We start from the raw sequence: 25,934 nt of genomic DNA on the forward strand, positions 1-25,934 counted from the left end.
TCTAAAAAAACTGGCGAATTGGACTTGGAAAGGACCAACTCGCCAGCCTATTCGACCGAAAAACAGAATAAATTGGACAAAAATAGGTCGGATCATAAAGATCCGACTATTTTGTCAACAGTCTGAGTCTTTTTTTAACTTTAAATCAATTTATGCAAACATCTAAACAGTAAGAGAAGGAGCTCGCCAACTGCTTCGGGAAGCAAATTTAGGAGAAATCCGTCACGCCTTCTGGCTTTTTTTCTTTTCATTCGTACGTCTCCTTTGTTCATGAATGCTTCCTTACTTACGATTTTACCTGGGAAAAGGTTTCAACGTGTTCCTGTTTGTTTGTTTGTTTGTTTTTTATGATCCAAGCAGTGAAAACACATGGAACGATGACTGCATATGAGATATAATTATCATGGTCCCTAGTAAGCGTGATTCTGTTTTGTAAAGATGTTCGAAATTGACGACATAAAAAACCAGCATAAATAACGACATGAGTATTCGGTATTTTTCAAACACCCTGTATCACTCCTCCTTGCGGAACATGAAGTAAATGTACCCAAAACAAAACGTCTTTTATTTATCAGTGTAAACTAATAAATAAAAGACGTTTGATTTAATCATCCGATAACATCCTCATGCTTAAGAAGCTTTATGTTCTAATCTCAGCTTATCAGCAACCATCGCAATGAACTCTGAGTTGGTAGGTTTGGCTTTTGTCATGCTGACAGTATAGCCGAACAACGATGAAATGGAATCAATATTCCCTCTGCTCCATGCCACTTCAATCGCATGGCGGATCGCTCTTTCTACACGGCTCGCGGTTGTGTTAAACTTTTTGGCGATGTCCGGATAGAGGACTTTTGTAATGCTGCCGAGCAATTCGATGTCATTGTATACCATTGAGATTGCTTCGCGCAGATAGAGATAGCCTTTAATATGGGCTGGGACGCCGATTTCATGGATAATGCTTGTGATGCTCGCGTCGAGATTTTTCTTCTTTGGTTCAGACTGGCTGCTGCGTATAATGCTGCTTTGCGATGATGGCGCGCGATGCGTCACGCTGCTGGCATTTCCGCTGACCTGGCGAATATGACCGACAAGGTTTTCCATATCAAACGGTTTGAGAATAAAATAGGAAGCGCCTAAATCAACGGCCTTTTTCGTGACATCTTCCTGTCCAAAGGCTGTCAGCATAATGACATTCGGCTGTTTTTTCAGATCTGATTCCCTCAGCCGCTCTAAAACCGCAAGTCCATCCAAATGCGGCATAATAATATCCAATACGAGCACATCGGGATCTTTTTCTTTAAACAGCGACAGGCATTCCTGTCCGTTATAGGCAACACCGATCACTTCCATGTCTTCCTGTCCTTCTATATATTCACTCAACAGGCTTACCAGCTCTCGATTATCGTCAGCAACACAAACTTTAATTTTCTCCACGTTTCTTCCTCCCCAAATGTAGTTAACAGGATTCACCCTTGCTACATGTTTACATTCGACAAAACCGCTATATACCCTCTAAAAAAAATCATAATCACCAATATTAGTGGCATATCTTTGTTATTCTATGTTTTTCTCCGTTTTTCGACTAAAAATGAAATTTGACAAACAAGGAAACGTGAATTTGTCGAAAAATCTTCTTTTGTATATTTTACCGTATGTATTATGAGAAGTGAAGAGGGATCAAAACAAAAAACTGCCGGAAATACCGGCAGTCAGCTTGCTTTTTCTTTTCCATAAATATTAATTCCTGCTTCTGACAGCATCCATTCAATATGAACGCCGTATCCGCTTGTCGGGTCATTTACAAATACATGGGTGACAGCGCCGATCACTTTTCCATTTTGAATGATCGGACTCCCGCTCATCCCCTGTACGATGCCGCCTGTTTCTTTTAGCAGCCTTGGATCGGTTATTTTTAAGACCAATCCTTTTGTCGCAGGGAATTTTTGCGGCGTCGTGCTGACGATTTCAATATCAAACTTTTCTACTTTGTCATCATCAATAACCGTTAAAATTTCAGCAGGCCCTTTTTTGACTTCTGTAGAAAACGCAACCGGCAAGGCTTGATCTGAAATATTGTTTTGAATCGGCTGATGCAGTGTGCCGAAAATGCCAAATGGGCTGTTTCTGTTAATATCCCCGATCGTTTTGCGTTCTGAGGAAAATCGCGCCAGTTTTTCTCCCGGATTTCCGCCTGTCCCTTTTTCAATGGATGTTACAGTTGATTTGACGATTTCTCCATTCTCCACTACGATTGGTTTCTTTGTGTCCATGTCGGAAATCACGTGGCCAAGTGCTCCGTATTTTTTGGTTTTCGGTTCATAAAATGTCATCGTGCCGATGCCAGCAGCAGAATCCCTGATGTATAAACCAATTCTGTACTTGCCTTCTGCTTCATCCTTTTCGGGAATGAGCTTTGTTTTGATTGTTTGTTTGTCACGTTTAATGAGCAAATCTAAAGATTCTCCGGTTTTACCGGCTTTCTGAATAAATGGGGCCACATCATTCATTTTTTCAATTTTCTGTCCATTCATCTCAATAATGATGTCGCCCGCTTCAATACCGGCCGTTTCACCTGGAGATTTTTTGCCTTCACTTGTATTGATTTGATGAAAACCGACGACAAGAACACCGACGGAATGAAGCTTTACACCGATTGATTGTCCGCCAGGTATGACCTTTAAATCAGGAAGAACTTGCACTTTTGTTTTTTTGATTGGAAATCCGGCAAGATCGTAGACTAACTCTGACTCACCTGATTTTTTGCCTGTCACCTTGATTTCATGCGGGTCTTTCTTTACTGTAAACGCTTCAGATGATTCTTGTGCATGAGCGTTTACCGATAAACCCGTTTCAATCGCTTGTGTTTGGGTTTCAAATACTCTCATTTGCGTTGGAATCAGTAAATACTCTTTTAGCGGTTTGCATAAACCTACACTTAATAACGAAACAAGGAGAATTAAACCTACTGCTTTTCTGATGTTATCGGGCATTCACTACTTCACTCTCCTCGCTCCTATCCCACACCTTCTTTATGTCTTGCTGCTACATCTTTAATTTTGCCTTCTGGCACCTTATTTATAACTGTCATATAAAGAAAAACATTGGATATACTGATGAACGAATGGATGTGTGCAGAAAAAAATAAGCTGCGCTTCTCGCGCAGCTTACCCAGTTGTTTTGACTTGATCTGCTTGTTTTAAAAGTTCTTTCGCATGGCGTTTCGTCAAGTCTGTTACTTCGACTCCGGCAATCATGCGCCCGATTTCCACTACCTTTTCCTGCTTAGACAGCGGCTTGACACGTGTTGTGGTTCTGCCGTCTTTTAACTCCTTCGCAATATAAAGATGCGTATCGGCCATGGCAGCCACCTGAGGCAAGTGTGTAATACACAGCACTTGTGATCCTATTGAGACTTTATGGATCTTTTCAGCGATTGCCTGTGCAACTCTGCCGCTTACACCGGTATCCACCTCATCGAATATAATCGACGTCACATCCTGCTGCGAAGAAAAAATGCTTTTTATGGCAAGCATCACCCGGGACAGCTCTCCTCCGGAAGCAACTTTCGAAAGGGATTTCAGAGGCTCGCCTGTGTTGGTTGAAATTAAAAATTTGACCAGATCAATCCCCTGGTCAGTCAGCTGAACAGGCTGGCCGTTTACAATCGGCGCCTCCTCATTGTGAGACGCTGTTCTGACCTTAAATTCCATATCAAATGTTGACTTTTCCATGTAGAGGCTTTTTAATTCGCGATGAATCTCATCGGCCAGCTTTTTCGCCCATGCTTTCCGGATTTGTGAAACATTTGCCGCTTCTACCGCAACATCTTTTCCGACTGAGTCAAGCTCCTTCTTCACGCTTTGAAGATGGCTGTCCCTGTTTTCAATCTGGTCAATCTCTTCTTCAATTTTAGAAGCATATTCCAAAATGTCCTCAACAGTTGCACCGTATTTTCGTTTTAGGTGTTTAATTTCATTAAGACGCGTCTCAATATAATTCAGGCGTTCCGGGTCATATTCAAGCTCATCCAGCATATTTCTCATCTGAAATGTAGCGTCCTCTAGAAGATAGTAGGAGTTCGACACACTTTCGGACAGTTTTTTCAGCGGTTCGTTAATATCGGATATATCTTCAAGCTGCGCTGATGCCATTCCGACCCAATCCAATCCGCCCTGCTCACTGCGAAGCGCGTTATATGCATTTTGCAGCGATTCATAGATCTTCTCAAAGTTTGAAATTTGCTGGCGCTCTTCCTGGAGCTGTTCATCTTCATTAAGCTCAAGCTTTGCCGATTCGATTTCTTCAAGCTGAAATTGAATGAGGTCCAGGCGGTGGGCCATTTCCTGTTCGCTTTCAGAAAGCTGTTTTAGCTTTTTAAGCAGCTTCATATACCGCTGGTATCCTTCCTGATACGCTTGAAGCGCGCTTTCTACTTCGGCTCCGGCAAACTTGTCCAAAAGCTGGAGATGATTTTCGTCCTCCATTAACAGCTGGTTATCGTGCTGCCCGTGAATATCTAATAAAAGCCTGCCGATCTCTCTTAGCGAAGCAATCGTGACAAGCTTGCCATTAACACGGCAAACGCTTTTTCCGCTCGTGCTGATATCCCTTCTCATGACGATCATTTCGTCTGAAACGTCGATTCCCTGCTCAGTGCATACGTCAAAAACGGGATGGCCGCTATCCAATAGAAAAAGCCCTTCAAGCTCGGCTTTTGTCTCCCCATATCTGACAAATTCAGATGATCCGCGGCCTCCGACTAAAAGAGAAATGGCATCTATGATGATGGATTTGCCGGCTCCGGTTTCTCCTGTTAAAACCGTGAGTCCGCGTTCAAAAGAAACCGTCAGTTCCTCAATAATGGCAAAGTTTTTAATCGATAGTTCAGCTAACAAACAGCATTACACCTCTTATCTTTGTTAGATTTCTGTTACAGCAGCTCAAGCAGCTTGTTTTTTACGCAGTCTGTATCTTCAGGAGTCCGGCAAATTATTAAAATCGTGTCATCTCCGCAAATGGTCCCCATAATTTCATCCCAATCCAAATTGTCCATCAGCGCGCCAATTGCCTGGGCGTTTCCCGGCATCGTTTTCAGCACAATCATATGGCTTGCCGAGTCTATTTTCACAAATGCGTCCATCAATGCCCGCTTCAGCTTGGACAATGGATTGAAACGCTGGTCTGCCGGAAGACTGTATTTGTAAGAGCCGTTATTCGTAGGCACTTTTACAAGGTGAAGTTCTTTGATATCCCGTGAAACCGTGGCTTGTGTTACGTTGTATCCATCCTGCTTCAGCATGTTGACCAATTCATCTTGCGTTTCAATTTCATTGCTTGTAATGATCTCTCTGATTTTAATATGCCTCTGGCCTTTGTTCATGTAAGCACCTCTATTTCCAGCTTATCTGTTCTTTTATGTTATATGATTCTCTGCAAATTGTACATGAATGCAGAAAAAAGGAATAATAGCGCCCTATTATTCCGGTACTTCTGCTTTTTTTTCTTTTAACGTCTTATGTGCCTCTTCTACAACGCGGATGATCTCTTCTTCCGGCAGCTCCTGTCCTTCCTGCCCCTCTCCCGGCCAATGCAAATGAAGGAGAAATTCTATATTTCCATCTCCTCCTGTGATTGGTGAAAATGACAGGCCTTTGCAAATATAGCCTTCAGCCGCAGAAAAACTGATCATTCGCTTGAGAACATCAGCATGCACTTTAGGATCTCTGACAATTCCTTTTTTGCCGACGGATTCCCGTCCCGCTTCAAACTGCGGCTTAACAAGAGCCATGCAGTCACTGCCCGGTACAAGCAATGTTTTGAGGACAGGCAGGATGAGCCTCAGTGAAATAAAGGACACATCAATTGTGGCAAACTCCGGCATGCCCTTTGTGAAGTCTGCTGGTGTCGCGTAACGGAAGTTTGTCCGTTCCATCACAACGACACGTTCATCCTGTCTAAGCTTCCACGCAAGCTGATTGTAGCCTACATCGACCGCATATGACTGTTTAGCTCCGTTTTGCAAAGCGCAGTCCGTAAAACCGCCGGTGGAGGAGCCAATATCAATCATAACTTTATCCTTAACAGAGACAGGAAACTCCTTCAGCGCTTTTTCAAGCTTTAAACCGCCTCTGCTCACATATCTGAGCGGGTTTCCTTTGACGGTTAACGGAAGGTCGCGGTCAATCTTTTCCCCGGGTTTGTCCAAGCGGTTTTCATTTGAATAGACGATCCCTGCCATAATGGCTCTCTTAGCTTTTTCCCGCGTTTCCGCCAGTCCTCTTTCTACTAGTAATACATCTAATCGTTCTTTCTTTGACGTCATGATCCAATTCCTTTGTGTGTCTTTGGCGGCATCAGCAATCTAATACGGTTTGCCACCTGCTGTTTTGTTAGTCCAATCTCTTCAAGAAGCGCCGTTACGCTTCCGTGTTCGATAAACCGATCCGGGATACCCATTCTGTCAATCGGCGTAAGATATTCACCCTGATCATGAGCGAATTCTAAAATCGAGCTTCCGAAACCGCCTTCTAAGACCGCTTCTTCAATCGTTAAGATTGGCAAGCCTTCTTTTAGGATTCCCTTCATCATCTTTTCATCAATTGGCTTAATAAAACGCGCATTTACAACGCGCACGGAAAGGCCTTCTTTTTGCAGCTCTTCAGCTGCTTCAAGCGCCATTTCGATTGTTGTTCCAAATGTTAAGATGACAGCATCATTCCCCGGACGCAGAACCTCCCACGTGCCGATCGGAATCGTTTTCAGCTGTTCATCCATTTTTACGCCAAGTCCGTTTCCGCGCGGAAAACGCATCGCTATCGGGCCTTCGTCATAGCTGAGAGCTGTATGAACCATATGCTGTCCTTCATTTTCATCTTTCGGCATCATTAAGACGATGTTTGGAATGTGGCGCATATACGCAATATCAAACACCCCTTGATGTGTCTCACCGTCAGCACCTACAAGTCCTGCGCGGTCAATTCCAATAAACACATTGGCGTTTTGGCGGCAGATGTCATGAACCACTTGATCATATGCCCTTTGCAGGAAGGTTGAATAAATCGCCAAAAACGGCTTCATCCCCTGCATTGCCATTGCTGCAGCCATCGTTGCGGCATGCTGTTCTGCGATACCTACGTCGAACATGCGGTCAGGGAATTCCTTTGCAAAGCCTTCTAGCTTTGAGCCGACAGGCATAGCCGGTGTAATGGCTACAATGCGTCCGTCCTCGCGCGCCATTCGCTGCACAGTGCCGCTAACCAGGCCGCTCCATGAAGGAGCTGCTGCCTTCGGTTTTACAAAGTCACCGGTATTGATTTTATATGGGCCGGTGCCGTGCCATGTTCCAATCGTATCGGTCTCAGCCGGTTTGTACCCCTTCCCTTTTTTCGTGATGACATGCAGGAGAACAGGGCCTTTCGTTTTTTTGGCGTATTGAAGATTTTCAATCAGCTCATGATAAGAATGTCCGTCCACCGGGCCTAAATACGTAAAACCAAGCTCCTCAAAAAACATTCCGGAGACGAGCATGTATTTCAGGCTGTCTTTGATCCGTTCCGCCGTGGCGGCAAGTTTGCCTCCAACTGCCGGAATCTTTTTGAACAAGTATTCGAGCTCATCTTTGACCCACTGGTATTTCCCGGCAGTGCGCAGACGTCCGAGCATGGAATGAATGGCACCGACATTCGGCGCAATACTCATTTCATTATCATTTAGGATAACAATCATGTCTTTTTTCTCGTCGCCGATGTGGTTCAAGGCTTCAAGCGCCATTCCGCCAGTCAGCGCGCCATCACCAATAATCGGTATAATAAATTCATCCGTTCCTTTAATATCACGCGCAGCTGCCATTCCCATCGCGCCTGACAGAGAAGTTGAGCTGTGCCCGGTTTCCCAAACATCATGCTCGCTTTCACTCCGCTTTGGAAATCCGCAAAGTCCTTTGTACTGGCGAAGCGTCGCAAATTCTTTTCCGCGTCCTGTCAGCAGCTTATGGACATACGACTGGTGGCCTACATCCCACAAAAATTTGTCTTTTGGGCTGTTAAATTCCTTATGCAGCGCAACAGTAAGCTCTACGACACCTAAGTTTGGGCCGATGTGGCCGCCGGAAGCGGATAAAGTTGTAATTAAAAATTGACGGATTTCATCACTTAATTTCTCTAATTCATCAATGGACATGTTTTTTAAAAACGACGGGTCCTGTATTGATAAAAGATCCAAAGCGGATCAACTCACTTTCAGCATGAATTTCTGCAATGATACATGTCTTCTGCATGTCGAGCTGGACAGCAGCCACTCTCAGACATAAAAAAAGACAAATGCGCTTTTCCTTTTTTTCATATAAACTGCTTACATTTTACCATATCTCGTGCAGCCGCTTCAAATTAGGATTGGTTAGTGATCTCTTGCCGCAATTAAATCACAAAGCTCAAATAAAAGATCTTTTTGAACAGAGAGTCCGCCGATCAACCGCTTCGCCTCTTTTATGTGAACATCCAACTTATGTTTGGCCCCTTCCAGTGAAAGAAGTGACGGGTAAGTCGATTTTTCGTTTGTTGTATCCGAGCCGACACGTTTGCCGATTTTCTCTTCACTGCCTTCTACATCTAAAATATCGTCTCTAATTTGGTAACCGATTCCAATATGACTGCTGAAGGTACGCAGCGTTTCGATATCTTCCTCAGGCGCATCCGCCAAAATAGCGCCGGCGATGACGCAAAAACTAAGGAGCTTGGCCGTTTTCCGTTCATGAATGGATTCAAGTTCTTTAAGCGTGACTTGGCGGTTTTCCGCTTCCATATCAGCTATTTGTCCCCCGACCATGCCTTCAGTGCCTGCCGCTGAAACCAGTTCTTTCACGAGCCGAAGGCGCTTTTCTGCTGACACCTCGTCTGACACGTGGGAGGTGATCAGCCTAAAGCTTTCCGTCAGGAGGCCGTCACCCGCTAATACTGCTGTTGCTTCACCGAACACTTTATGGTTTGTCGGCTTCCCGCGGCGCAAATCGTCATCATCCATACAAGGAAGGTCATCATGAATTAATGAATACGTATGAATCATTTCGACAGCACATCCGACCGGAATGCCGTCCTTTTCACTTTTCCCGTATGCGTTTAAAACGGCTAGTACAATGAGAGGACGAAGCCGCTTTCCGCCAGCCTCAAGGGAATACAGCATAGATTTTTTTAATGAGTCCGGCATATCGAGATTCTCTGTATAAATAGAAAGCTGATTTTCAATCGTTTTTTTTCGCTCTGCCAGAAAGTTCATTATTTTATTTGTCATCTTCATCTTCCTCCTGAACACTGAAAGGTGCCAGTTCGCCGTCTTCTTTTAAAATGAAGTCCATTTGTTTTTCGACTTTCTGCAGCTTTTCGTGACACATTTTTGAAAGAGCCATGCCTTCTTGGAAATAGTTAATTGCTTGCTCTAAAGGCACATCGCCCTCTTCAAGCTTTGACACAATGCTCTCAAGCCCTTTCATTGCTTCTTCAAATGTCATGTTTTCATTTTTTTTCACGTCTGTCATTACTCTTCCCCTCTCTTTTCTAATACTTCACAGGTCAGCACGCCATCCTTCAACTTAACCTCAAGCTGGTCCTTCTCTTCTATTTGACTGACACTTTTAATGAGTTCGTCTTCTTTATAAGCCAAGCTATATCCTCTTTCCATCACTTGAAGAGGATTTAAGGCATTCAGCTTGCCAAGAACCGTTTGAAATTGGGAATGCAGCTGCTTCATTTGGATATTCATATTTTTTCTAAGCTGATTTGTTTGTTCCTCATATCGTGTTCTCGCTTGCTTTAGCTGTTCATGAGGATGCAACGCCTCTAATCTGTATGTTTCACGCTCCAGCTGTCTGTTTTTCCGATCTATTAGAGCCGTCAGCTGGGTTTGAAACTGCTGATAGGCAAGGTCAAACTGCTGCTCTTTTTGCGCATATAAACGCTTTGGAAAACGAAAGGCATACGAGGATTGCAGCGTTTGAATCCGTTCTTTTTTCTGGCCGAGATGCTGCTGCATCGCTCTTGTCATTCTGACTTCCGCTGTTTTTGTCCGTTCGATTAAATCAGTGGTATGCGGCACGGCAATCTCAGCTGCTCCTGTCGGTGTAGCAGCTCTGATATCAGCGACAAAATCACTGATCGTAAAGTCCGTCTCATGCCCGACAGCCGATATGACCGGAATGTTAGAAGCAAAGATCGCACGTGCTACAATTTCTTCATTAAATGCCCACAGTTCTTCAATCGAACCGCCGCCTCTTCCGACAATTAATACGTCACACATCTCTTTTTCATTTGCCTCTTTAATGCGGCTAACGATGGATCTGCTCGCATTTTCGCCTTGTACGAGCGCTGGAAGAACAATGACTTTTACAAGGGGATATCTTCTTTTGAGAGTTGTAATGACGTCTCTGACAGCGGCACCCGTCGGAGATGTCACAACCCCGATTGTGGCTGGAAATGCGGGGATTTGTTTTTTGTAGCGATCGTCAAATAAACCTTCTCCGGCAAGCTTCTTTTTTAACTCTTCGTACGCTAAATAAAGTGCTCCGACCCCGTCAGGCTGCATTTCTTTGGCATATAATTGATAGTTTCCGCTCGGTTCATATACTGAAATTCCGCCTCTGACCAGCACCTTCATGCCGTTTTCAGGTTTAAAAGGCAGACGCTCGCTCTGTCTCGCGAACATCACCGACTGCATTCTGGCGTTTTCGTCTTTCAATGTAAAATAAATGTGGCCTCTTGTGTGTATTTTTACATTCGATAATTCGCCTTTAATCCAAATATTTTCAAGGTGAGGATCTACATCGAATTTTCGTTTTATATACTTTGTCAGCGCTGAGACGGTAACAAACGCTGTTTCACCCATGTCTCAAACTCCTCTCATAAGCATTCCTGCACCATAACTAAAGAAAAACCCGCCCTGGCTTTAGGAGCCTGAAGAAGCGGGTATCGTGCTCATATTCACGGCGGGCAAAACGTCCCTCCTGTGAATATCTCCAATTATCTATAATAACGTACGTTTCGCAGATTTAACAGTATTATGCGCAAGCATCGTGATGGTCATCGGTCCTACTCCGCCCGGAACCGGCGTGATGAAGGATGCTTTTTCCTTTGCCCCTTCAAATTCAACGTCTCCGCAAAGCTTTCCGCTTTCCAGACGGTTAACGCCTACGTCAATGACAACAGCGCCTTCTTTGATCTGGTCTGCACTGATGAAGTTAGCTCTGCCGACTGCCACCACCAGGATGTCCGCTTTTTTTGTATGTTCGGCAATATTTTGTGTTCTTGAATGACAGTAAGTAACTGTCGCGTTTTCATTTAATAAAAGCTGGCCGACAGGTTTGCCGACAATATTGCTACGGCCGACTACAACAACCTCTTTACCGGAAAGGTCAATATTGGTTTTCTTCAAAAGCTCAACAATTCCGTGAGGCGTGCAAGGAAGAAACGTATCTTCGCCAAGCAGCATTTTCCCTACGTTTAACGGATGAAAACCGTCTACATCTTTATCAGGAGAGATACGTTCAATCACCGCTTTTTCAGAAATATGGTCTGGAAGCGGAAGCTGAACGAGAATGCCGTGAAACTCAGGGTCTTGATTGTATTGATCGATAATGGAAAGCAGTTCAGCTTCTGTGAGGCTGCTGTCAAATTGATCAAGCTTGAAATTCATTCCCATTGTTTCAGCCGCTTTTTTCTTTCCTCGCACGTAAGAGTGAGAAGCAGGATCATCTCCAATCAAAATAACCGCCAGTCCAGGGGTGACGCCTTGCTTTTTAAGCTCTTCTACCTCTTTTGCCAATTGTTCGCGTTTTTCTCTAGCCGTTTCTTTTCCGTCGATGATTGTTGCAGTCATTTTCTTTCCTCCTATGATTGTTCAATATCAGATTTAATGTTAGAAAGAACCCCGTTCACAAATTTTGTCGCTTTGTCATCACCAAACCGTTTTGCCAGTTCAATCGCTTCATTCATAGAGACATTCACCGGAATGTCTTCTGCATATGCCATTTCGTAAGCTGCCAGACGCAAAATCGCGCGGTCAACATTGGCAATCCGATCGAGCTTCCAATTCACCAGATGCTTGGAGATCATTTCATCCAGCTGAACTCGATGTTCCAAAACCCCGTGTACAAGCTGTTCAAAGAAAGGATCTGTTTTTTCTTCATCCAGTGCGTGTTCTATGGCTTCATTTACTGCAATATCGCTGACATCAATTTGAAATAGTGCCTGCAAAGCTTTTTCTCTTGCTGTTCTTCTTTTCATTTTCTTTCTCCTTTGATCCTCTTTATCCGCTTGTCGTTAAGCCACAAAGAGATCATAACATATTTTTTTCGTATCCGCATATTGAAATCAAGGTTTTTTCACCCTATTGCCGAATATTTTCATGCACCTTATTATGATCATTCGGATTTCACGATCATGAAGAAACTCGGCTGCCTTGAGCCGGCTTTCTTCATGCTTTGAAATAAAGGGTAACGTGTAAAAAAACCAAAGGGCCGCCCTCCCCTTGGTTTCGTGTTAAGCCATTTACATTTCTTCGTCGATTTGAACTTCTTGGGCTTTTGTGTCAAATTGAATGCCGACGATGTGAATATTGATCTCGTTAATTGAAAGAGACGTCATATTTAATAAGGTTTGACGAATGTTTTCCTGAACGGACGCTGCAACTTTCGGAATCGAAATACCAAATGTAACGACACAGTATACATCAATCGTAATTCCGTCATCCGCCAGGTCGACTTTGACACCTTTGCCATGATTCACTTTACCGAAGCGTTCGACGACGCCTGTCGCAAAGTTTCCGCGCATTTCGGCAACACCGTCAACTTCTGAAGCTGCAATGCCGGCAATGACCTCAATGACTTCCGGGGCAATCTCAACCTTACCCAAATGCGTATCTTCTTGATCCATTTTAAGCAAGCTGTTGTCTTTCATTCAATTCACCTCCGTAAAAATTATGAGCCCATTACATCATATGTTTCTAAAAATTTCGTATTAAACTCTCCGCCAACAAATGTTTCGTGTTCAAGCAGTTTTAAGTGGAACGGGATTGTTGTCTCAATTCCTTCGATGACAAATTCGCTCAATGCGCGCTTCATACGGGCAATCGCTTCATCTCTCGTTTTTCCATATGTAATCACTTTTGCAATCATGCTGTCATAGTACGGAGGGATGGAGTAGCCCGGGTACGCAGCTGAATCAATACGGACACCAAGACCGCCAGGAGGCAGGTACATTTTAATTTCGCCAGGGGACGGCATGAAATTTTTACTTGGGTTTTCTGCGTTGATTCGGCATTCGATGGCCCAGCCTTCAAATTCAACATCTTCTTGCTTGAGGCTCAATTCCATTCCTGATGCCACTTTGATTTGTTCCTTAATCAGGTCAGTTCCCGTCACCATTTCTGTGACTGGGTGCTCTACCTGAATTCTCGTGTTCATTTCCATGAAGTAATAGCGCTGTTCATTGTAGTCATATATAAATTCAACTGTTCCAGCGCCTGTATAGCCAACTGCTTTTGCAGCCTTTACCGCCGCATCGCCCATCTGCTCCCTAATTTCTGAATCAAGCGCAGGAGATGGTGATTCTTCCAAAAGCTTTTGCAGGCGTCTTTGGATCGAGCAGTCGCGTTCCCCTAAATGGATGGTATTTCCGTAGTTATCGGCAAGCACTTGGATCTCAACATGACGAAAATCCTCTATGTATTTTTCGATGTAAACACCTGGATTTCCAAATGCAGTTGCAGCTTCCTGCTGGGTAATCTTAATGCCGTTAATCAGTTCCTCTTCGGTGCGGGCAACCCTAATTCCTTTTCCGCCTCCGCCTGCGGTGGCTTTTATAATAACAGGATACCCAATTTCATTAGCTAGCGAAACCGCTTCTTCCACATTTTCTATAACTCCTTGTGAACCCGGTACGATCGGCACGCCCGCCTGTTTCATCGTTTCCCGCGCCACATCTTTTGTTCCCATTTTTGAAATGGCGTCGGCACTCGGACCGACAAATGTGACGTTAACTTCTTCACATAATTCGGCGAAATCAGCATTTTCAGCTAAAAACCCATATCCCGGATGAATAGCATCCGTGCCTGTCAGCTTCGCAACACTCACAATGTTTGTAACGTTTAAATAGCTGTCTTTTGATGCTTTCGGTCCGATACAAAAAGCTTCATCGGCCATTTGAACATGAAGGGCATCTTTATCAGCTTCTGAATAAACAGCGACAGTCTCAATTCCGAGCTCTTTGCAGGCTCTGATGATTCTGACAGCAATTTCTCCTCGGTTGGCGATCAATAGCTTTTTAATCATGTTAAGTCTCCTTACTCTGCTTTTACAAGAAATAGAGGTTGTCCGTATTCGACCAGCTGGCCGTTTTCTACTAATACTTCAACGATTTCGCCTTTTACTTCCGCTTCGATTTCGTTGAAAAGCTTCATCGCTTCTACAATGCAGACAACTGTGTTTTCATTTACTTTTGATCCAGCCGTTACATACGGGCCAGCTTCCGGAGATGAAGATGCATAAAATGTTCCTACCATTGGTGATTTGATTTTATGCAAATTCTCATCTTGCTTAGGTTCTTCTTGGGCAGGTGCAGGTGCTGCTTGCTGCACTTGCGGCTGAGCTGCCTGCGGAGCCTGTGCCTGTACAGGTGCTGCCGGCGCCTGCTGCATCACTTGAACAGTGCCTGCTTCATGTTTTTTCAATTTTAAGGATGCACCTTCATTTTCATATACGAATTCGTCAATTGTAGACTCGTCAATTGCTTTAATCAGCTCGTGGATTTCTTTACTATTTAACATTCAATCGCACTCCTATGTATGAAATTTCTTTTTTATAGGTTACTACTAAAAGTACATACTATGTTCATCTTACAGGAGCGGACTTTTGAATTCAACTCTAATTATGATTGGCACGCCAAAAAGCCCGCTTTGTAAGCGGGCGTGTTTTTCCTCTTTTTTACTTGGATGGTTCAAATGTGACAGCGACGTCTTTCATTGTTTTGATTTCTTTTGCCACAAGGTCTATAATGGCTGTCGCCTTTGATTTGGAATGTTTGTCTGATTTGACTGTAATGTTGATTTTATCTCCTTCAGCATTGACAAGCGCGTCTTCGTAGCCTTGTGTTTTAATAAGCGTTTCCAGCTGTTTTTCAGTTCCTTCCACTTCACTGAGAGCCGTCATTTTATCATATGCTTCGCTCTTTTCCTTTGCTGTTGCATCATCGCTTGACACAATGGCATTGAGTTCCTCTCTTTCTTTGCTTCTGGCATCTTCTAAATCAAGACGGTACGTCGTGAACAGATCATCATCGGCTGTTTCTGTGACAACAGTCCCTTTTTCACTGGCTTCAGCGGATGTTTCCTTGTCTGCTGATGAATCTTTTGTGCCCTTTGTTCCATCTTCTTTTTCTGTTTCAGTTTCTGTACCGTTTTTTTCCTTTGTGTCTTGCTGGGGAGGCGCTTTTTCAGTTGCGACCTCTCCGCTGTCAGACGCGCTTTTTTCACTTTGCATTTGCACGGCATTTTTGCTTTCCGGCGACATGATATAGTAGACGCTTAACACCACGACCAGACTGAGCATTGTTAATAGCCAAACGGTTTGTTTTTTGAGCATTTATGAATCCTCCTTTATTTTTTTAGGGGCAACCGCAACCCGGTGGCTTGGAACATCCAGGACCCGTGTCACCGCTTCAACTATGGTTTGTTTTATTTGAACGTTGTCCACTCCTTGAGCAACAACGAGTACACCGCGTATATCAGGCTTTTTCGTTTGGACGACGACGGGTGTTTCCTTATCGCCGTTTTTGATCATGACAATTTCTTCTTCTGATGTCTGGTCTGTAACGCTCCTAGTTCCGCCTTCTTTGTCTGTTTCTTCAGTCGTTGTATTTTTGTTTGATTTGTTTTTTTCGTATACTTTCAGCGACGTTGCATCAACATTGACGACTACAGAGACATCGTCCACACCTATGATCGTTTCAAGAATTTCTTTCAGCTGATTTTCGTATTCTTTTTCATAATCATCGATCGAGTTCTTAGGTTCATCAGATTTTGAGGCTTTAAACACTTCGGCTGTTTTCTCTTTGCTGTCTTTGGTATCTTGTGATGATACTGCCGTTATTGTTTTGGCGTTCTCTGTTTTCTCAGGTGAAGAAAACAGCTGACTGACAAGCATAAAGGAAACTCCGAGAACAAAAACGAACAGAAAGTAATGATATTTGGTCAGCTTCGGCTTTTCACCGTCCTTCGTTTGCCCCGGAAGAAACTGCTTTTTCAATACATTCCATAATCCGTTTTTATTCATTGCCGACACTCTCCCCGCCTTCCATATGAACCGTAATTTTCTCACTTCCGATTTCCCAAATGTCCGCAAGCTGCGACTGGATCTGTTTGGCTTCTTTCTGTTCGGCTGCTTCTTTCGTTACGTATGCATGATCTGTATCAATGTTGACCGGCGCGACCGTTTGGACCGTTTTTTCAGAAGACGGGGCCATATACACGCTGATTGTTTTGATATCCTCTTCTGAATCTACCTTTTCTCCTGCCGTGAGTTTGATGTGGCCTACTTTGTATTCCTCATGACTGAATCTCTCCTCCGCTTTCTTTTTTAGTTGGACAGCCATTTCTTCTAAAATATATGCGCGCTGGGAAGCTTGTATTTCTATTTTTTTTGAATTGATTTGATTTTTTATGTCGGCAGACTCTGACTGCCCGTTTTTTGTGAGGTATTCAAAGATGACTGCTGGGTCTGTGTTGAAAAGCTTAAAAATCGGCGTGAGCATGACGACAATCAAGAGCAGACTGACTACCATTTTTGCGTACTTTTGCATACTGGAGCTTGGCAGCAGCATATCAATCACAATTGCAAAAAGGATAAACAACACGATGGTGGTAAGCCATTCAGTTAAAAAACTCATCTGCCAGCCTCCTTTATTTCATCATCATCGTGAGGTTTCCGGCTGTGATTATGACAGTAAGGCTTAAAAAAAACATGAGAGACACAATGGCGAGAGCTGCAAAAATATAGATGACGCTTTTGCTGATGACGTCGAGGCAAGTTATGACGGGCCCGCCTCCAAGCGGCTGAAGAATCGCGGCTGCCAGCTTATAAATAAAAGCGAGGGAAAGCACTTTGATTGCCGGAAAAGCCGCAATACAGATTAGAATAGCCACTCCGAGAATTCCCACTGTATTTTTCAGCAGTAAGGAAGCGCTGATCACTGTATCTGTCGCGTCTGTAAACATTCGGCCAAGTACAGGAATAAAGTTTCCGGTTATAAATTTAGCCGTCCTGAGCGTAATGCCGTCTGTCACTGCAGCTGAGGCTCCCTGAACAGAGATGACGCCGAGAAAGATGGTGAGGAAGACGGCGAGAGAACCGATGGCGATATTTCTGAGCAGGTTGGCCAGCTGCGTTACTTTGTATTGTTCGGTCATTGTGCTGACAATGCTCAGAATCGCTGATAAGAAAATGAGCGGCATGACAATATTCTGAATCAAAAGACCGCTCGTGTTCATCAGAAAGAGGATAACAGGATGAAAGAAGGCTGCAGATACAGCTCCGCCTGACGAAGCCAAAAGCGCTAAGAGGAGCGGAATGAGCGCCAGTATAAAGCTGGTCATCGTCTGAATGGCCTCTGTCGCATAATTGATTGCTACATGAAAACTGTTTAGCGCAAGAATAATCAGCACCATGTACACAATTGAGTAAGCGACCTTGCTGACGGTGCTTTGTTGAAACGCATTTTGCAGAAGCTGCAGGATAACGCAGAATATCGTGAGCAAAATCAATGTGCCAAGCAGCTTTCCGTTGGCAAGCACTTCATGAAACAAATAAGAGAAGAGAGCTTTCAGCCATTCTTGCGGTGAAAATGATTTATCACCTTTGATAAACTCAATTAAGCTGCCTTTTTGACTTTCCGGCAGCAGTCCGCCGTACTCTGTCATAATATCATTCCAAAATTCGCCAATCTTGTCTGTTTCAAGCGTGGTCGCTGTCCTTTCCGCTAATTGCTCAGCCGTTTCAGCATGGTCTTCCGTTTGTTCGGCGTCGCCGGCTGCTTGTACAATGTCTGCATGTCCTGTTATGATCAGCACGGCCAGAAGCAAAGCCCATCGAAAACGCTTCAATCTACCGCCTCCTTTCGGTTATGACATAGAAGGTATAAGTCCGAGAATCGTTTCGATAATGACGGTTAAAATAGGCACAGCCATAACGAGAATTAAAATTTTCCCCGCCAGTTCTATTTTCGAGGCGATGGCCCCTTGCCCGGCATCTTTTGTGAGCTGCGCCCCGAATTCAGCAATATAGGCGATTCCGATAATCTTTAAAATGGTTTCAACATAGACCATGTTGACGTTTGCATTAATCGCAATTTTTTCTATCATTCGAATAATGTCGTAAATTTGGTCTACCAAATAAAGAAAAATGGTACATCCGGCAAACACGACAATTAAAAACGCAAAAGTCGGCTTTTGTTCTTTTACAATCAAAGATAGGAAGGTGGCGATCAGCCCTAAACCTACAATTTGAACAATGTCAATCTGTAAGCCCCCCTATCCTTGGAATAAAAACACAGCTTTTATCTTTTTAAAAAGGTCGTCTACAATCGTTGCGACCATAAATAAAATATAGATAAAACCTAACAGCGTCACCCACTGGGCGTATTCTTTTTTGCCCATCTGATCCAAAATCGTGTGTAAAAATGCAACCACGATTCCCACTCCGGCGATTTGAAATATGACATTCACGTCTACTCCCATTTTATTTTTGCTCCCCTCACGTTTACATCAATAGAAGAATGAGTAACAAGCCCGCTAAAAAGCCCAAACTTTTTATCATTTTTTCATTTTTCGCTTGTGCCTGCTCAGCATCCGCTTCCGAGGCTTCCAAATGTGTCAGCGCCAGCTTGATGTGCTTTTGCTGCGAGATTCGATCATGAATCCCGAGCGTCTCACCAAATTGCTTCAGCACTTCATATTCGCTTTTTTTCAAAGACATGGTATCCCACACCTTCTTTAAGCTTTGCTCCCACGCCGTTTTCGCAGAATCACTTCCCTTTTCCAGCTGATCACTGAACGTGATAAAAAGAGCTGAAACAGGCTGTGCCAGCTGCTTGGCGATCTGCTGTGAAGCGATATGAAGCGGTGTATGGCCATACATGATTTCAGCCTCTAGGGATTGGAGCGCCGCACGCAGCTGGCGGATTTGCCGCGGCCGTTCTTTATAAATCTTCGCCATCTCAAAACCTGTCCATGTTGTCGCCACCACAATGAATACAGCGCCCAGCAGCTTCAGCATGTCTTCACGCCCATCGTCCCAGACAGCACATTTCCGTCTTTGTCATAAATGCGGCTTACTGTGCCCGGTCCCTTTGCTCTCGATAATTCCAAATAGCGGTCAAAGGCTCTTTCTTCCCACAAACGCTTCAATGAAGGACGCTTCATCAGGTCGGATATGCTCCAGCCATGCGCCGAGACGATAACTGAAACACCTGCATGCAGCGCCTCAAGAAGTGCATCTGTATCTTCCACACGCCCGATTTCATCGACAATGATTACCTCAGGGCTCATGGAGCGAATCATCATCATCAGCCCTTCAGCCTTTGGACAGGCGTCTAATACGTCAATCCTCTGTCCAAATTGATGCTGCGGAATGCCGCGCAGGCATCCGGCAATTTCTGACCGTTCGTCGACGATTCCTGTTTTTACGGGCAATATGTGGTTTTTGCCGGTGCTTGAGAGTCTCGCAAGGTCCCGAAGAAGTGTTGTTTTACCGGTTTGCGGCGGACCGATAATCAGTGTATTCAGCCAGCTGTCTCGATATAAGAATGGAAGCAGCGGCTCCGCAATCCCCAGCTTTTGCCTGGCAATTCGTATATTAAAAGATGTGATGTCACGTAGGCCTTTCACCCCTCCGTTTTCCGTGATGACTCTGCCTGCCAGTCCGACTCTGTGGCCGCCTCTGATCGTGACATACCCTTTCTTCAGCTCTTCTTCGAGCGTATACATACTATAGTTGCTGAGCCGGCTGAGGATCAGATGGGCATCCTCGACCGTGCCGGCATAAGACAAAAAAACAGGTTGTCCTCTTCGAATCAATTCTACAGGGCGGTTGACCCGAATTCTGACCTCTTCGATTTCCAGCCATTGTTGTTCCGGTATTTCAGAAAGGGCATTTTTCATGGATTCAGGGAGAACCTCAGCGATTTCATTCAACAGAGCCTCCTCCTTTCTACCGATTGGCTTCTTTAAAATGTATGATGTAAGGCAGACTTTATGACAAGCCTCTCTTTATTTATGAACACCCGCCAAAATTAAAACAACACCCGTGAAAATCAGAATCAGCTTTGCATATGATAGCTGCCCGGCAATTTGATAGATTCCAACAGTCATGGTGACAATAAAAATCAGCGGACCGACAATAGCGAGAATGCTGTTAACCACAACCGCCTTCCGGACATCATTTGTTACAAGCATGATAATCGCTGCCGTCAGCTCAATCATAGAGGACAAAACTCGCAAGCCGGCCATTGTTAAAACAGTAGAATTGATATTTCCAAGCAAAAATTTCATAGCACTCTCCCAACCTCCCATTTTTTTATATGATATGCTCTAGCTTGCGTAAGTAGTCTTGTCATTTTCGTATAAAAGAAAGATTCTGTTTTTGGGCACAAAAAAAAGCCTGCTCCCTTTTGGGAACAGACTTCTTTTTTCTTTCTATGCTCTAGAAACGTAAGAACCGTCTGATGTATTGACAACAAGTATGTCGCCTTCATTTACAAAGAAAGGCACGTTTACAACAAGGCCAGTTTCAGTTTTCGCAGGTTTTGTACCGCCTGATGCTGTATCACCTTTAATGCCAGGTTCAGTTTCAACAACTTTCAGCTCAACTGTGTTTGGAAGCTCGATACCGAGCGTTTCATCTTGGTACATCATGATATGCACAGACATGTTTTCAAGCAGGTATTTTAATTCCTCTTCGATTTGAGTCGCGCTCAGTTCAAGCTGCTCATAAGAAGAAGTATCCATAAATACGTGCTGATCTCCGTTTGCATATAGGTATTGCATTGTTTTTGTTTCGATTTGCGCTTTCGCTACTTTTTCACCAGCGCGGAATGTTTTTTCCTGAATCGCGCCAGTGCGAAGGTTGCGGAGTTTAGAGCGGACAAACGCCGCACCTTTACCAGGTTTTACGTGCTGGAAGTCAACGACGCGCCAAATGCCGCCATCTACTTCGATTGTTAATCCTGTACGGAAATCGTTAACTGAAATCATGTTTAATGTCCTCCTATATTCCAATCACAAAATAATAAGTTCTTTTGGGGAATGGGTGATTGTCCGGTTGCCGTTTTCTGTAATCACGATGTCATCTTCTATGCGGACACCGCCTGTTTCTGGTATGTAAATGCCCGGCTCCACTGTGACCACCATGCCCGGTTCAAGGATAGCTGAAGATCTGACGGACAATCCCGGCGATTCATGAACTTCCATGCCGAGCCCGTGTCCGGTTGAATGGCCAAAATATTCACCGTAGCCTTTTGCAGCAATGTGATCCCTTGTAAGGGCGTCAGCCTCTATTCCTGTCATCCCCGGCTTAATATGTGCGACGCCAAGTGCCTGAGCATCAAATACGACCTGATAAATCTCCTTCAATTGATCACTGGGCTGACCTACAGCGACCGTACGGGTGATATCAGAACAATATCCTTTATAATAAGCGCCGAAATCAAGTGTAACAAGGTCTCCGCTTTCAATCAGTTTGTCACTGGCCACACCATGCGGAAGGCTTGACCGAAGCCCCGAGGCGACAATCATATCGAAAGAAGAGCTGTCAGCTCCTTGGCTCCTCATATAAAACTCCAGCTCATTGGCAACAGCGATTTCAGAAATGCCAGGTTTCATAAACGTCAAGATATGTCTAAAGGCATCATCTGCAATCTTCGCAGCTTCCTCTAATATCTTAATCTCTTCACTAGACTTAATCAAGCGCAACTTTTCTACGGATTCAGCCACAGGGACTAATTCAGCCTCACTGACAACCGTGCTGTACGAGGCGTATGTGCCGTATGTCATGCTGTTCTGCTCAAAGCCGAGGCGCTTGATGCCGAACGCTTCAATCGTGTCGGCAGTGGTCTGAATCAAGCTGCCACCATGTTCAATGATCTCAAAGTCATTTACCTGAACTTTCGCCTGCTCTGTATAACGAAAATCCGTAATAAACGCTGCCCTGTCACCTGATATAACAGCCAAGCCTGCCGAACCTGTAAATCCGGTCATATAGCGTACATTCGTACTGCTCGTAATCAGCATTCCATCAATCCCCAGCTGTCCAAACAGGTTTCTTATTTTCTCTAGCTTCATCTTTATTCTCCCCCTTGCTGGCTTATTAAGTAGCGAACAGCAAGCTTGTAGCCTTCAGCTCCAAGACCGACAATCTGCCCTTTCGCAACCGGAGCGATAACCGACTGATGCCTGAATTCCTCCCTAGCGTATAAGTTTGATAAATGCACCTCAACCACAGAAAGACTGATACTTGAAACAGCGTCCCTGATCGCATAGCTGTAATGACTCAGGGCACCAGGGTTCAGAACAATCCCGTCGTATTGCTCCTCAGCCTCATGTATCGCATCTATCAAATCACCTTCGTGATTAGACTGGAAGAAAGTGAGTTGGATATGTAGGGCTTCTGCAAATTGAAAAAGATCTGTTTCAATATCGGTCAGTGTCTGGCGACCGAATACCTTCGGCTCACGTTTCCCTAGCCGATTGACATTCGGCCCGTTCAAAATTAAAAAATGAGGCACACGAATCTCTCCTTTTCGCGAGGGTTTCTCATGTAAAAAATGTTCACTTCTCGTGAACATTTTATCATACTGCAAAAGATAATACACTATTCTCTATGCGTTCCCAGCGCACGTGCCAGCTTTTCCGAATTCAGCTCATTGTATTCAAATGAAATAGAGTAACCGACAAACAGCCCGTATAGCAAATAGATGCAAATGGATGTAATAACTGTATCTGCTTTCAGTTCGGTCACCGCACGCACATCAGGAAAAATCGGATTAAAAACAAAAAATACGAGCAGCCAAAGCAGCAAGCCGTATAAAACACCTGGCCACATTGTTTTCAAACGTTTCAATAGAAAAAAATAAAGAAACGCTGCGCCAATTGAAAGAAGTCCGATCAAAATGATGCTGATTACAGTTCCCAGTCCATGCTTTTTCCAATCTCCGAGCACAAACGGCTGCAAAATCATATTCGGGCTGATTTCAGAAAAATGAAATAAATATGCAATATAAGCAATGAAACTCCATAATACGCCTCCGCAAAAGCCTGTTGCAGCCACCCTTCCAGCCATCGGAACAGGCGGCCCTTGCTTCTCATTCAATTGTTGATCTTGTTCTGTATCTTTTTCGCTTGTCATCACGGCACCTCCAGTTAAAGTGTGCCCAAAAAATGAAATGTCAATAAAAAAGCTCACACTTTTTGACAGCAGTGAGTAAAATTTGAAATTAACGGGTATAATGCATGTAGAAAAAGCAAGGCTATGACAATTTTTCAGCCTGTCATTCTAGAGGTTTAGCGCTGTTTCCTGTACAATAGAGTGAAAGGAAATGGTTAGCAATCCTAAAGAAATAGGCAGGTTGATAATATGTCAAAACATAAAATTCCGCCCGCTTACGGCGGGCAGGCAGTTGTGGAAGGCGTTATGTTTGGGGGAAAGCATCATTACGTTACGGCCATCAGAAGAACGGATGGAAGCATTGACTTCTTTAAGCTTCCCCGCAAACACAATCCCAAACTGAATATCGTGAAAAAGATACCCTTTTTACGGGGAATCGCGGCCATTATTGAAGCGAGCGCAAACGGCACCAAGCATTTGAATTTTTCAAGCGAACGTTACGGGCTTGATCCAGCTGAAGACGAGACACTTGAGCAGGAAGAGAAAAAATCCTCTGGGCTATCTATGTATCTCAGCCTCGCGGTAATCGGCGTCTTATCATTTTTGTTCAGTAAATTCGTATTTACATTGGTTCCTGTTTTCTTAGCCGAACTGACAAGGCCGATTTTCTCTACAGACATAGCGCAAATTGCGGTTGAAAGCCTGTTTAAATTGATTTTGCTGCTCGGTTACATTTATTTTTTGTCCATGACACCGCTCATTAAAAGAGTGTTTCAATATCATGGAGCCGAACATAAAGTCATAAACTGTTATGAACAGAATTTGCCAATTACAGTGGAGAATGTTCAAAACCAGTCCCGGCTTCATTACCGCTGCGGATCAAGCTTTATTTTGTTTACGATTATTGTCGGCATGTTTGTCTATTTACTTGTTCCGACAGATCCGCTTTGGCTGCGTGTTATAGATCGTGTTGCACTGATACCGGTCGTACTCGGCATATCCTTTGAAGTTCTGCAGCTGACAAACAAAGTTCGTGATATTCCCGGACTGAAATTCCTTGGCTACCCGGGTCTCTGGCTGCAGCTGTTAACAACAAAAGAACCCAAGGATGACCAGGTTGAAGTTGCTATCGAAAGCTTTAACGAGCTTCTCAGGCTTGAAGAAATGTCTGAACAGAATAAGAAGCCTTCTCACAACGTCATCTAGTATCCGTTGCCCTGCTATTACTTTCGGAGGTGGACAGTTATGAATCATCGTGTACAACCTATTATTGCTGTATTAATTGCGCTGGGAGCGTTCGGTTTTCTATATGTGTTGGTAACCAATCCCGGAGAAATGGCAAAAATGGCGGTAACCGTCATCGTGGCAGGTATCATTATTTATCTTATTGTGAAATATGTAATGAATCGAAATGCGGGCAGCGAAGGAGCAGCCTTCAAAAAAGCGGCGAAACAATCACGGCGCCGGATGAACGAACAAAAAGCAAAGCACCGCGCCGGACATAAAGGACGTGTCAGCCACCTGCGAAGCGTTCCGAGCGCCAGCAAACCTAAGCCGATGATTCTCAAGAAAAAAAGCCAGACTCAACTGACTGTTATAGAAGGGAAAAAAAATAAAAAGAAAAACAGAGCGCTTTTTTAATAGGTCCACTGTTTTAAAAACTGCTCTGTCTGTCTTTTACCTAGCTCAATCAGGGCTAGTTTTTTTTGTTGTGTTAAATGAAAATCGGTCGCCATTACGTCGTCTACCGGCAGAAAAATGATGTTTTGTTCATAGCGTGACGCAATATGCCTTGCGTCATGTGCATCCTTCATCGTTTCAAACAGGGCGCCAAACAGTTCGAAAGCGTTGCGGATATTTTTTTTCGGCCGCTCCCTTTCCCGCGGCGCAAGCGTTACACCGATTACAGGGCGTTTTCTTTCCTTTGAAAACAGCCATATGGGGAAATTGCTTAACACCCCTCCGTCAACTACCGTGGCGGTGCCTGTGTCCGTTCTTAATTTTATCGGTTCAAAGAAATACGGAATGCTGCAGCTCATTCTTACAGCTCGGGCAACAGGAAACATATCGGGATTTAACCCGTAACGGACCAAATCGTCCGGCAAAACAATCATGGTGCCGTTTGTCAGATCAGAAGCGATAAGTCGCAGAGACCCTTTCTGCAAATCACCAAAAACCCTTATGCCTTTCGCTCGTAACAGATCAGCAATCCATTTCTCTATCGTGTCGCCTTTGTATAAGCCGAGACGCCAGTAGATGGACACCCACTGGAGCATCTTTAAGGGGATAAATGAGTATCGCTGGTCCAGCAATTTCTCTCCGTCCACTTCTTCAATCAAAGCGTGGATTTCCTTGCTGGTGTAACCTGACGCAATGAATGCGGCAATAATTGCGCCCGCGCTTGTACCCGCAACCCTTTTAAAGCGGAAGCCTTTTTCCTCGAGCGCTTCGTAAGCGCCTGCCAGCGCAATGCCTTTTACTCCTCCGCCGGAAAACACACCATCAATATACATCTCATTCT

At 44.2% G+C, this 25,934-nt stretch carries 30 protein-coding genes; 2 read left to right on the forward strand and 28 right to left on the reverse strand.

Annotated elements, in window-relative coordinates:
• Window positions 1–630: 630 nt before the first annotated feature.
• The 27 genes from spo0A to Q3W56_RS17960 form a co-directional block, all read right to left on the reverse strand.
• Window positions 631–1,434 carry a sporulation transcription factor Spo0A gene (gene spo0A, locus Q3W56_RS17830; RefSeq protein WP_302896347.1) on the reverse strand — a complete coding sequence of 268 codons (804 nt, stop codon included), beginning with the start codon at window positions 1,432–1,434 and terminating at the stop codon, window positions 631–633.
• Between the two features lie 275 nt (window positions 1,435–1,709).
• A complete protein-coding gene (gene spoIVB, locus Q3W56_RS17835; RefSeq protein WP_302896348.1) occupies window positions 1,710–2,990 on the reverse strand; it encodes a SpoIVB peptidase in 1,281 nt (426 codons plus the stop codon).
• A 174-nt stretch (window positions 2,991–3,164) separates the two neighbouring features.
• Window positions 3,165–4,895 carry a DNA repair protein RecN gene (gene recN, locus Q3W56_RS17840; RefSeq protein WP_302896349.1) on the reverse strand — a complete coding sequence of 577 codons (1,731 nt, stop codon included), beginning with the start codon at window positions 4,893–4,895 and terminating at the stop codon, window positions 3,165–3,167.
• Between the two features lie 35 nt (window positions 4,896–4,930).
• Window positions 4,931–5,380 (reverse strand): arginine repressor ArgR, encoded by a 450-nt coding sequence (argR, locus tag Q3W56_RS17845; RefSeq protein WP_302896350.1) that lies wholly within the window; start codon window positions 5,378–5,380, stop codon window positions 4,931–4,933.
• A gap of 96 nt (window positions 5,381–5,476) precedes the next feature.
• Window positions 5,477–6,322, reverse strand: a complete 846-nt coding sequence (locus Q3W56_RS17850; protein WP_019714924.1) for a TlyA family RNA methyltransferase — start codon at window positions 6,320–6,322, stop codon at window positions 5,477–5,479.
• On the reverse strand, window positions 6,319–8,220 hold the full coding sequence (dxs, locus tag Q3W56_RS17855) for a 1-deoxy-D-xylulose-5-phosphate synthase (RefSeq protein ID WP_268400060.1): 1,902 nt from the start codon (window positions 8,218–8,220) through the stop codon (window positions 6,319–6,321). The genes Q3W56_RS17850 and dxs overlap by 4 nt, the downstream gene beginning before the upstream one ends.
• A 174-nt stretch (window positions 8,221–8,394) precedes the next feature.
• Window positions 8,395–9,285 carry a polyprenyl synthetase family protein gene (locus Q3W56_RS17860; RefSeq protein WP_302896351.1) on the reverse strand — a complete coding sequence of 297 codons (891 nt, stop codon included), beginning with the start codon at window positions 9,283–9,285 and terminating at the stop codon, window positions 8,395–8,397.
• Window positions 9,275–9,529, reverse strand: a complete 255-nt coding sequence (locus tag Q3W56_RS17865) for an exodeoxyribonuclease VII small subunit (RefSeq protein ID WP_302896352.1) — start codon at window positions 9,527–9,529, stop codon at window positions 9,275–9,277. Before Q3W56_RS17865 ends, Q3W56_RS17860 begins: the two co-directional genes overlap by 11 nt.
• A complete protein-coding gene (xseA, locus tag Q3W56_RS17870; protein ID WP_268400063.1) occupies window positions 9,529–10,872 on the reverse strand; it encodes an exodeoxyribonuclease VII large subunit in 1,344 nt (447 codons plus the stop codon). The genes Q3W56_RS17865 and xseA overlap by 1 nt, the downstream gene beginning before the upstream one ends.
• 138 nt (window positions 10,873–11,010) lie before the next feature.
• The gene (gene folD, locus Q3W56_RS17875; protein WP_019714928.1) at window positions 11,011–11,862 is read right to left on the reverse strand and encodes a bifunctional methylenetetrahydrofolate dehydrogenase/methenyltetrahydrofolate cyclohydrolase FolD; all 852 of its coding nucleotides are present in this window, start codon (window positions 11,860–11,862) and stop codon (window positions 11,011–11,013) included.
• A gap of 11 nt (window positions 11,863–11,873) precedes the next feature.
• Complete coding sequence (gene nusB / locus Q3W56_RS17880; RefSeq protein ID WP_019714929.1) at window positions 11,874–12,269, reverse strand: transcription antitermination factor NusB; 396 nt, start codon at window positions 12,267–12,269, stop codon at window positions 11,874–11,876.
• A 264-nt stretch (window positions 12,270–12,533) separates the two neighbouring features.
• Window positions 12,534–12,941, reverse strand: coding sequence for a fatty acid biosynthesis protein YqhY (gene yqhY / locus Q3W56_RS17885; protein WP_003226398.1), 408 nt, complete (start codon window positions 12,939–12,941; stop codon window positions 12,534–12,536).
• A gap of 20 nt (window positions 12,942–12,961) precedes the next feature.
• On the reverse strand, window positions 12,962–14,314 hold the full coding sequence (accC, locus tag Q3W56_RS17890; protein WP_302896353.1) for an acetyl-CoA carboxylase biotin carboxylase subunit: 1,353 nt from the start codon (window positions 14,312–14,314) through the stop codon (window positions 12,962–12,964).
• An 11-nt stretch (window positions 14,315–14,325) separates the two neighbouring features.
• A complete protein-coding gene (gene accB, locus Q3W56_RS17895; RefSeq protein WP_302896354.1) occupies window positions 14,326–14,808 on the reverse strand; it encodes an acetyl-CoA carboxylase biotin carboxyl carrier protein in 483 nt (160 codons plus the stop codon).
• Between the two features lie 157 nt (window positions 14,809–14,965).
• Window positions 14,966–15,622: a stage III sporulation ratchet engulfment protein SpoIIIAH gene (gene spoIIIAH / locus Q3W56_RS17900; protein WP_019714932.1), complete on the reverse strand. Its 657-nt coding sequence runs from the start codon at window positions 15,620–15,622 to the stop codon at window positions 14,966–14,968.
• A complete protein-coding gene (gene spoIIIAG / locus Q3W56_RS17905; RefSeq protein WP_302896355.1) occupies window positions 15,623–16,312 on the reverse strand; it encodes a stage III sporulation protein AG in 690 nt (229 codons plus the stop codon).
• Window positions 16,305–16,925 (reverse strand): stage III sporulation protein AF, encoded by a 621-nt coding sequence (spoIIIAF, locus tag Q3W56_RS17910; protein WP_268400064.1) that lies wholly within the window; start codon window positions 16,923–16,925, stop codon window positions 16,305–16,307. The genes spoIIIAG and spoIIIAF overlap by 8 nt, the downstream gene beginning before the upstream one ends.
• Window positions 16,926–16,938: 13 nt before the next feature.
• A complete protein-coding gene (gene spoIIIAE, locus Q3W56_RS17915; RefSeq protein WP_302896356.1) occupies window positions 16,939–18,138 on the reverse strand; it encodes a stage III sporulation protein AE in 1,200 nt (399 codons plus the stop codon).
• 18 nt (window positions 18,139–18,156) lie between these two features.
• The gene (gene spoIIIAD / locus Q3W56_RS17920; protein ID WP_080010322.1) at window positions 18,157–18,552 is read right to left on the reverse strand and encodes a stage III sporulation protein AD; all 396 of its coding nucleotides are present in this window, start codon (window positions 18,550–18,552) and stop codon (window positions 18,157–18,159) included.
• Window positions 18,553–18,564: 12 nt separating this feature from the next.
• Window positions 18,565–18,771, reverse strand: coding sequence for a stage III sporulation protein AC (spoIIIAC, locus tag Q3W56_RS17925; RefSeq protein WP_003153142.1), 207 nt, complete (start codon window positions 18,769–18,771; stop codon window positions 18,565–18,567).
• A gap of 22 nt (window positions 18,772–18,793) precedes the next feature.
• Window positions 18,794–19,309: a stage III sporulation protein SpoIIIAB gene (gene spoIIIAB / locus Q3W56_RS17930; RefSeq protein WP_302896357.1), complete on the reverse strand. Its 516-nt coding sequence runs from the start codon at window positions 19,307–19,309 to the stop codon at window positions 18,794–18,796.
• The gene (spoIIIAA, locus tag Q3W56_RS17935) at window positions 19,303–20,226 is read right to left on the reverse strand and encodes a stage III sporulation protein AA (protein ID WP_302896358.1); all 924 of its coding nucleotides are present in this window, start codon (window positions 20,224–20,226) and stop codon (window positions 19,303–19,305) included. The genes spoIIIAB and spoIIIAA overlap by 7 nt, the downstream gene beginning before the upstream one ends.
• Window positions 20,227–20,301: 75 nt before the next feature.
• Window positions 20,302–20,583 carry a YqhV family protein gene (locus tag Q3W56_RS17940; RefSeq protein WP_268400068.1) on the reverse strand — a complete coding sequence of 94 codons (282 nt, stop codon included), beginning with the start codon at window positions 20,581–20,583 and terminating at the stop codon, window positions 20,302–20,304.
• Window positions 20,584–20,727: 144 nt separating this feature from the next.
• Window positions 20,728–21,285, reverse strand: coding sequence for an elongation factor P (gene efp, locus Q3W56_RS17945; protein ID WP_019714938.1), 558 nt, complete (start codon window positions 21,283–21,285; stop codon window positions 20,728–20,730).
• 24 nt (window positions 21,286–21,309) lie between these two features.
• Window positions 21,310–22,371: an aminopeptidase PapA gene (gene papA / locus Q3W56_RS17950; protein WP_302896359.1), complete on the reverse strand. Its 1,062-nt coding sequence runs from the start codon at window positions 22,369–22,371 to the stop codon at window positions 21,310–21,312.
• A gap of 2 nt (window positions 22,372–22,373) precedes the next feature.
• Window positions 22,374–22,814, reverse strand: a complete 441-nt coding sequence (gene aroQ / locus Q3W56_RS17955; protein ID WP_302896360.1) for a type II 3-dehydroquinate dehydratase — start codon at window positions 22,812–22,814, stop codon at window positions 22,374–22,376.
• Between the two features lie 86 nt (window positions 22,815–22,900).
• Complete coding sequence (locus Q3W56_RS17960) at window positions 22,901–23,437, reverse strand: YqhR family membrane protein (protein ID WP_080010323.1); 537 nt, start codon at window positions 23,435–23,437, stop codon at window positions 22,901–22,903.
• Between the two features lie 225 nt (window positions 23,438–23,662).
• Between Q3W56_RS17960 and Q3W56_RS17965 the strand changes: the two genes are divergently transcribed.
• Together Q3W56_RS17965 and Q3W56_RS17970 are read left to right on the forward strand one after the other, a co-directional pair.
• Complete coding sequence (locus Q3W56_RS17965; RefSeq protein WP_302896361.1) at window positions 23,663–24,619, forward strand: DUF1385 domain-containing protein; 957 nt, start codon at window positions 23,663–23,665, stop codon at window positions 24,617–24,619.
• Between the two features lie 39 nt (window positions 24,620–24,658).
• Window positions 24,659–25,054 carry an SA1362 family protein gene (locus Q3W56_RS17970; RefSeq protein WP_302896362.1) on the forward strand — a complete coding sequence of 132 codons (396 nt, stop codon included), beginning with the start codon at window positions 24,659–24,661 and terminating at the stop codon, window positions 25,052–25,054.
• Here the strand turns inward: Q3W56_RS17970 and Q3W56_RS17975 are convergent.
• Complete coding sequence (locus tag Q3W56_RS17975) at window positions 25,051–25,926, reverse strand: patatin-like phospholipase family protein (protein ID WP_019714944.1); 876 nt, start codon at window positions 25,924–25,926, stop codon at window positions 25,051–25,053. The genes Q3W56_RS17970 and Q3W56_RS17975 overlap by 4 nt on opposite strands.
• Window positions 25,927–25,934 lie beyond the last annotated feature (8 nt).

The organism is Bacillus sp. C28GYM-DRY-1 (genome assembly GCF_030519405.1).
Taxonomy (GTDB): domain Bacteria; phylum Bacillota; class Bacilli; order Bacillales; family Bacillaceae; genus Bacillus; species Bacillus spizizenii_A.

Bases quoted from the DNA above. Each gene is read 5' to 3' on its own strand.
- folD (WP_019714928.1), bottom strand. From the start codon at position 11,862: ATGACTGCAACAATCATCGACGGAAAAGAAACGGCTAGAGAAAAACGC.
- Q3W56_RS17965 (WP_302896361.1), top strand. From the start codon at position 23,663: ATGTCAAAACATAAAATTCCGCCCGCTTACGGCGGGCAGGCAGTTGTG.
- nusB (WP_019714929.1), bottom strand. From the start codon at position 12,269: ATGAAAAGAAGAACAGCAAGAGAAAAAGCTTTGCAGGCACTATTTCAA.
- spoIIIAC (WP_003153142.1), bottom strand. From the start codon at position 18,771: ATGGGAGTAGACGTGAATGTCATATTTCAAATCGCCGGAGTGGGAATC.
- accB (WP_302896354.1), bottom strand. From the start codon at position 14,808: ATGTTAAATAGTAAAGAAATCCACGAGCTGATTAAAGCAATTGACGAG.
- spoIIIAB (WP_302896357.1), bottom strand. From the start codon at position 19,309: ATGCTGAAGCTGCTGGGCGCTGTATTCATTGTGGTGGCGACAACATGG.
- xseA (WP_268400063.1), bottom strand. From the start codon at position 10,872: ATGGGTGAAACAGCGTTTGTTACCGTCTCAGCGCTGACAAAGTATATA.
- yqhY (WP_003226398.1), bottom strand. From the start codon at position 12,941: ATGAAAGACAACAGCTTGCTTAAAATGGATCAAGAAGATACGCATTTG.
- accC (WP_302896353.1), bottom strand. From the start codon at position 14,314: ATGATTAAAAAGCTATTGATCGCCAACCGAGGAGAAATTGCTGTCAGA.
- Q3W56_RS17860 (WP_302896351.1), bottom strand. From the start codon at position 9,285: ATGACAAATAAAATAATGAACTTTCTGGCAGAGCGAAAAAAAACGATT.
- Q3W56_RS17865 (WP_302896352.1), bottom strand. From the start codon at position 9,529: ATGACAGACGTGAAAAAAAATGAAAACATGACATTTGAAGAAGCAATG.
- Q3W56_RS17940 (WP_268400068.1), bottom strand. From the start codon at position 20,583: ATGAAATTTTTGCTTGGAAATATCAATTCTACTGTTTTAACAATGGCC.
- argR (WP_302896350.1), bottom strand. From the start codon at position 5,380: ATGAACAAAGGCCAGAGGCATATTAAAATCAGAGAGATCATTACAAGC.
- spoIIIAG (WP_302896355.1), bottom strand. From the start codon at position 16,312: ATGAATAAAAACGGATTATGGAATGTATTGAAAAAGCAGTTTCTTCCG.
- papA (WP_302896359.1), bottom strand. From the start codon at position 22,371: ATGAAGCTAGAGAAAATAAGAAACCTGTTTGGACAGCTGGGGATTGAT.
- spoIIIAH (WP_019714932.1), bottom strand. From the start codon at position 15,622: ATGCTCAAAAAACAAACCGTTTGGCTATTAACAATGCTCAGTCTGGTC.
- Q3W56_RS17970 (WP_302896362.1), top strand. From the start codon at position 24,659: ATGAATCATCGTGTACAACCTATTATTGCTGTATTAATTGCGCTGGGA.
- Q3W56_RS17975 (WP_019714944.1), bottom strand. From the start codon at position 25,926: ATGTATATTGATGGTGTGTTTTCCGGCGGAGGAGTAAAAGGCATTGCG.
- efp (WP_019714938.1), bottom strand. From the start codon at position 21,285: ATGATTTCAGTTAACGATTTCCGTACAGGATTAACAATCGAAGTAGAT.
- spoIVB (WP_302896348.1), bottom strand. From the start codon at position 2,990: ATGCCCGATAACATCAGAAAAGCAGTAGGTTTAATTCTCCTTGTTTCG.
- spoIIIAF (WP_268400064.1), bottom strand. From the start codon at position 16,925: ATGAGTTTTTTAACTGAATGGCTTACCACCATCGTGTTGTTTATCCTT.
- Q3W56_RS17850 (WP_019714924.1), bottom strand. From the start codon at position 6,322: ATGACGTCAAAGAAAGAACGATTAGATGTATTACTAGTAGAAAGAGGA.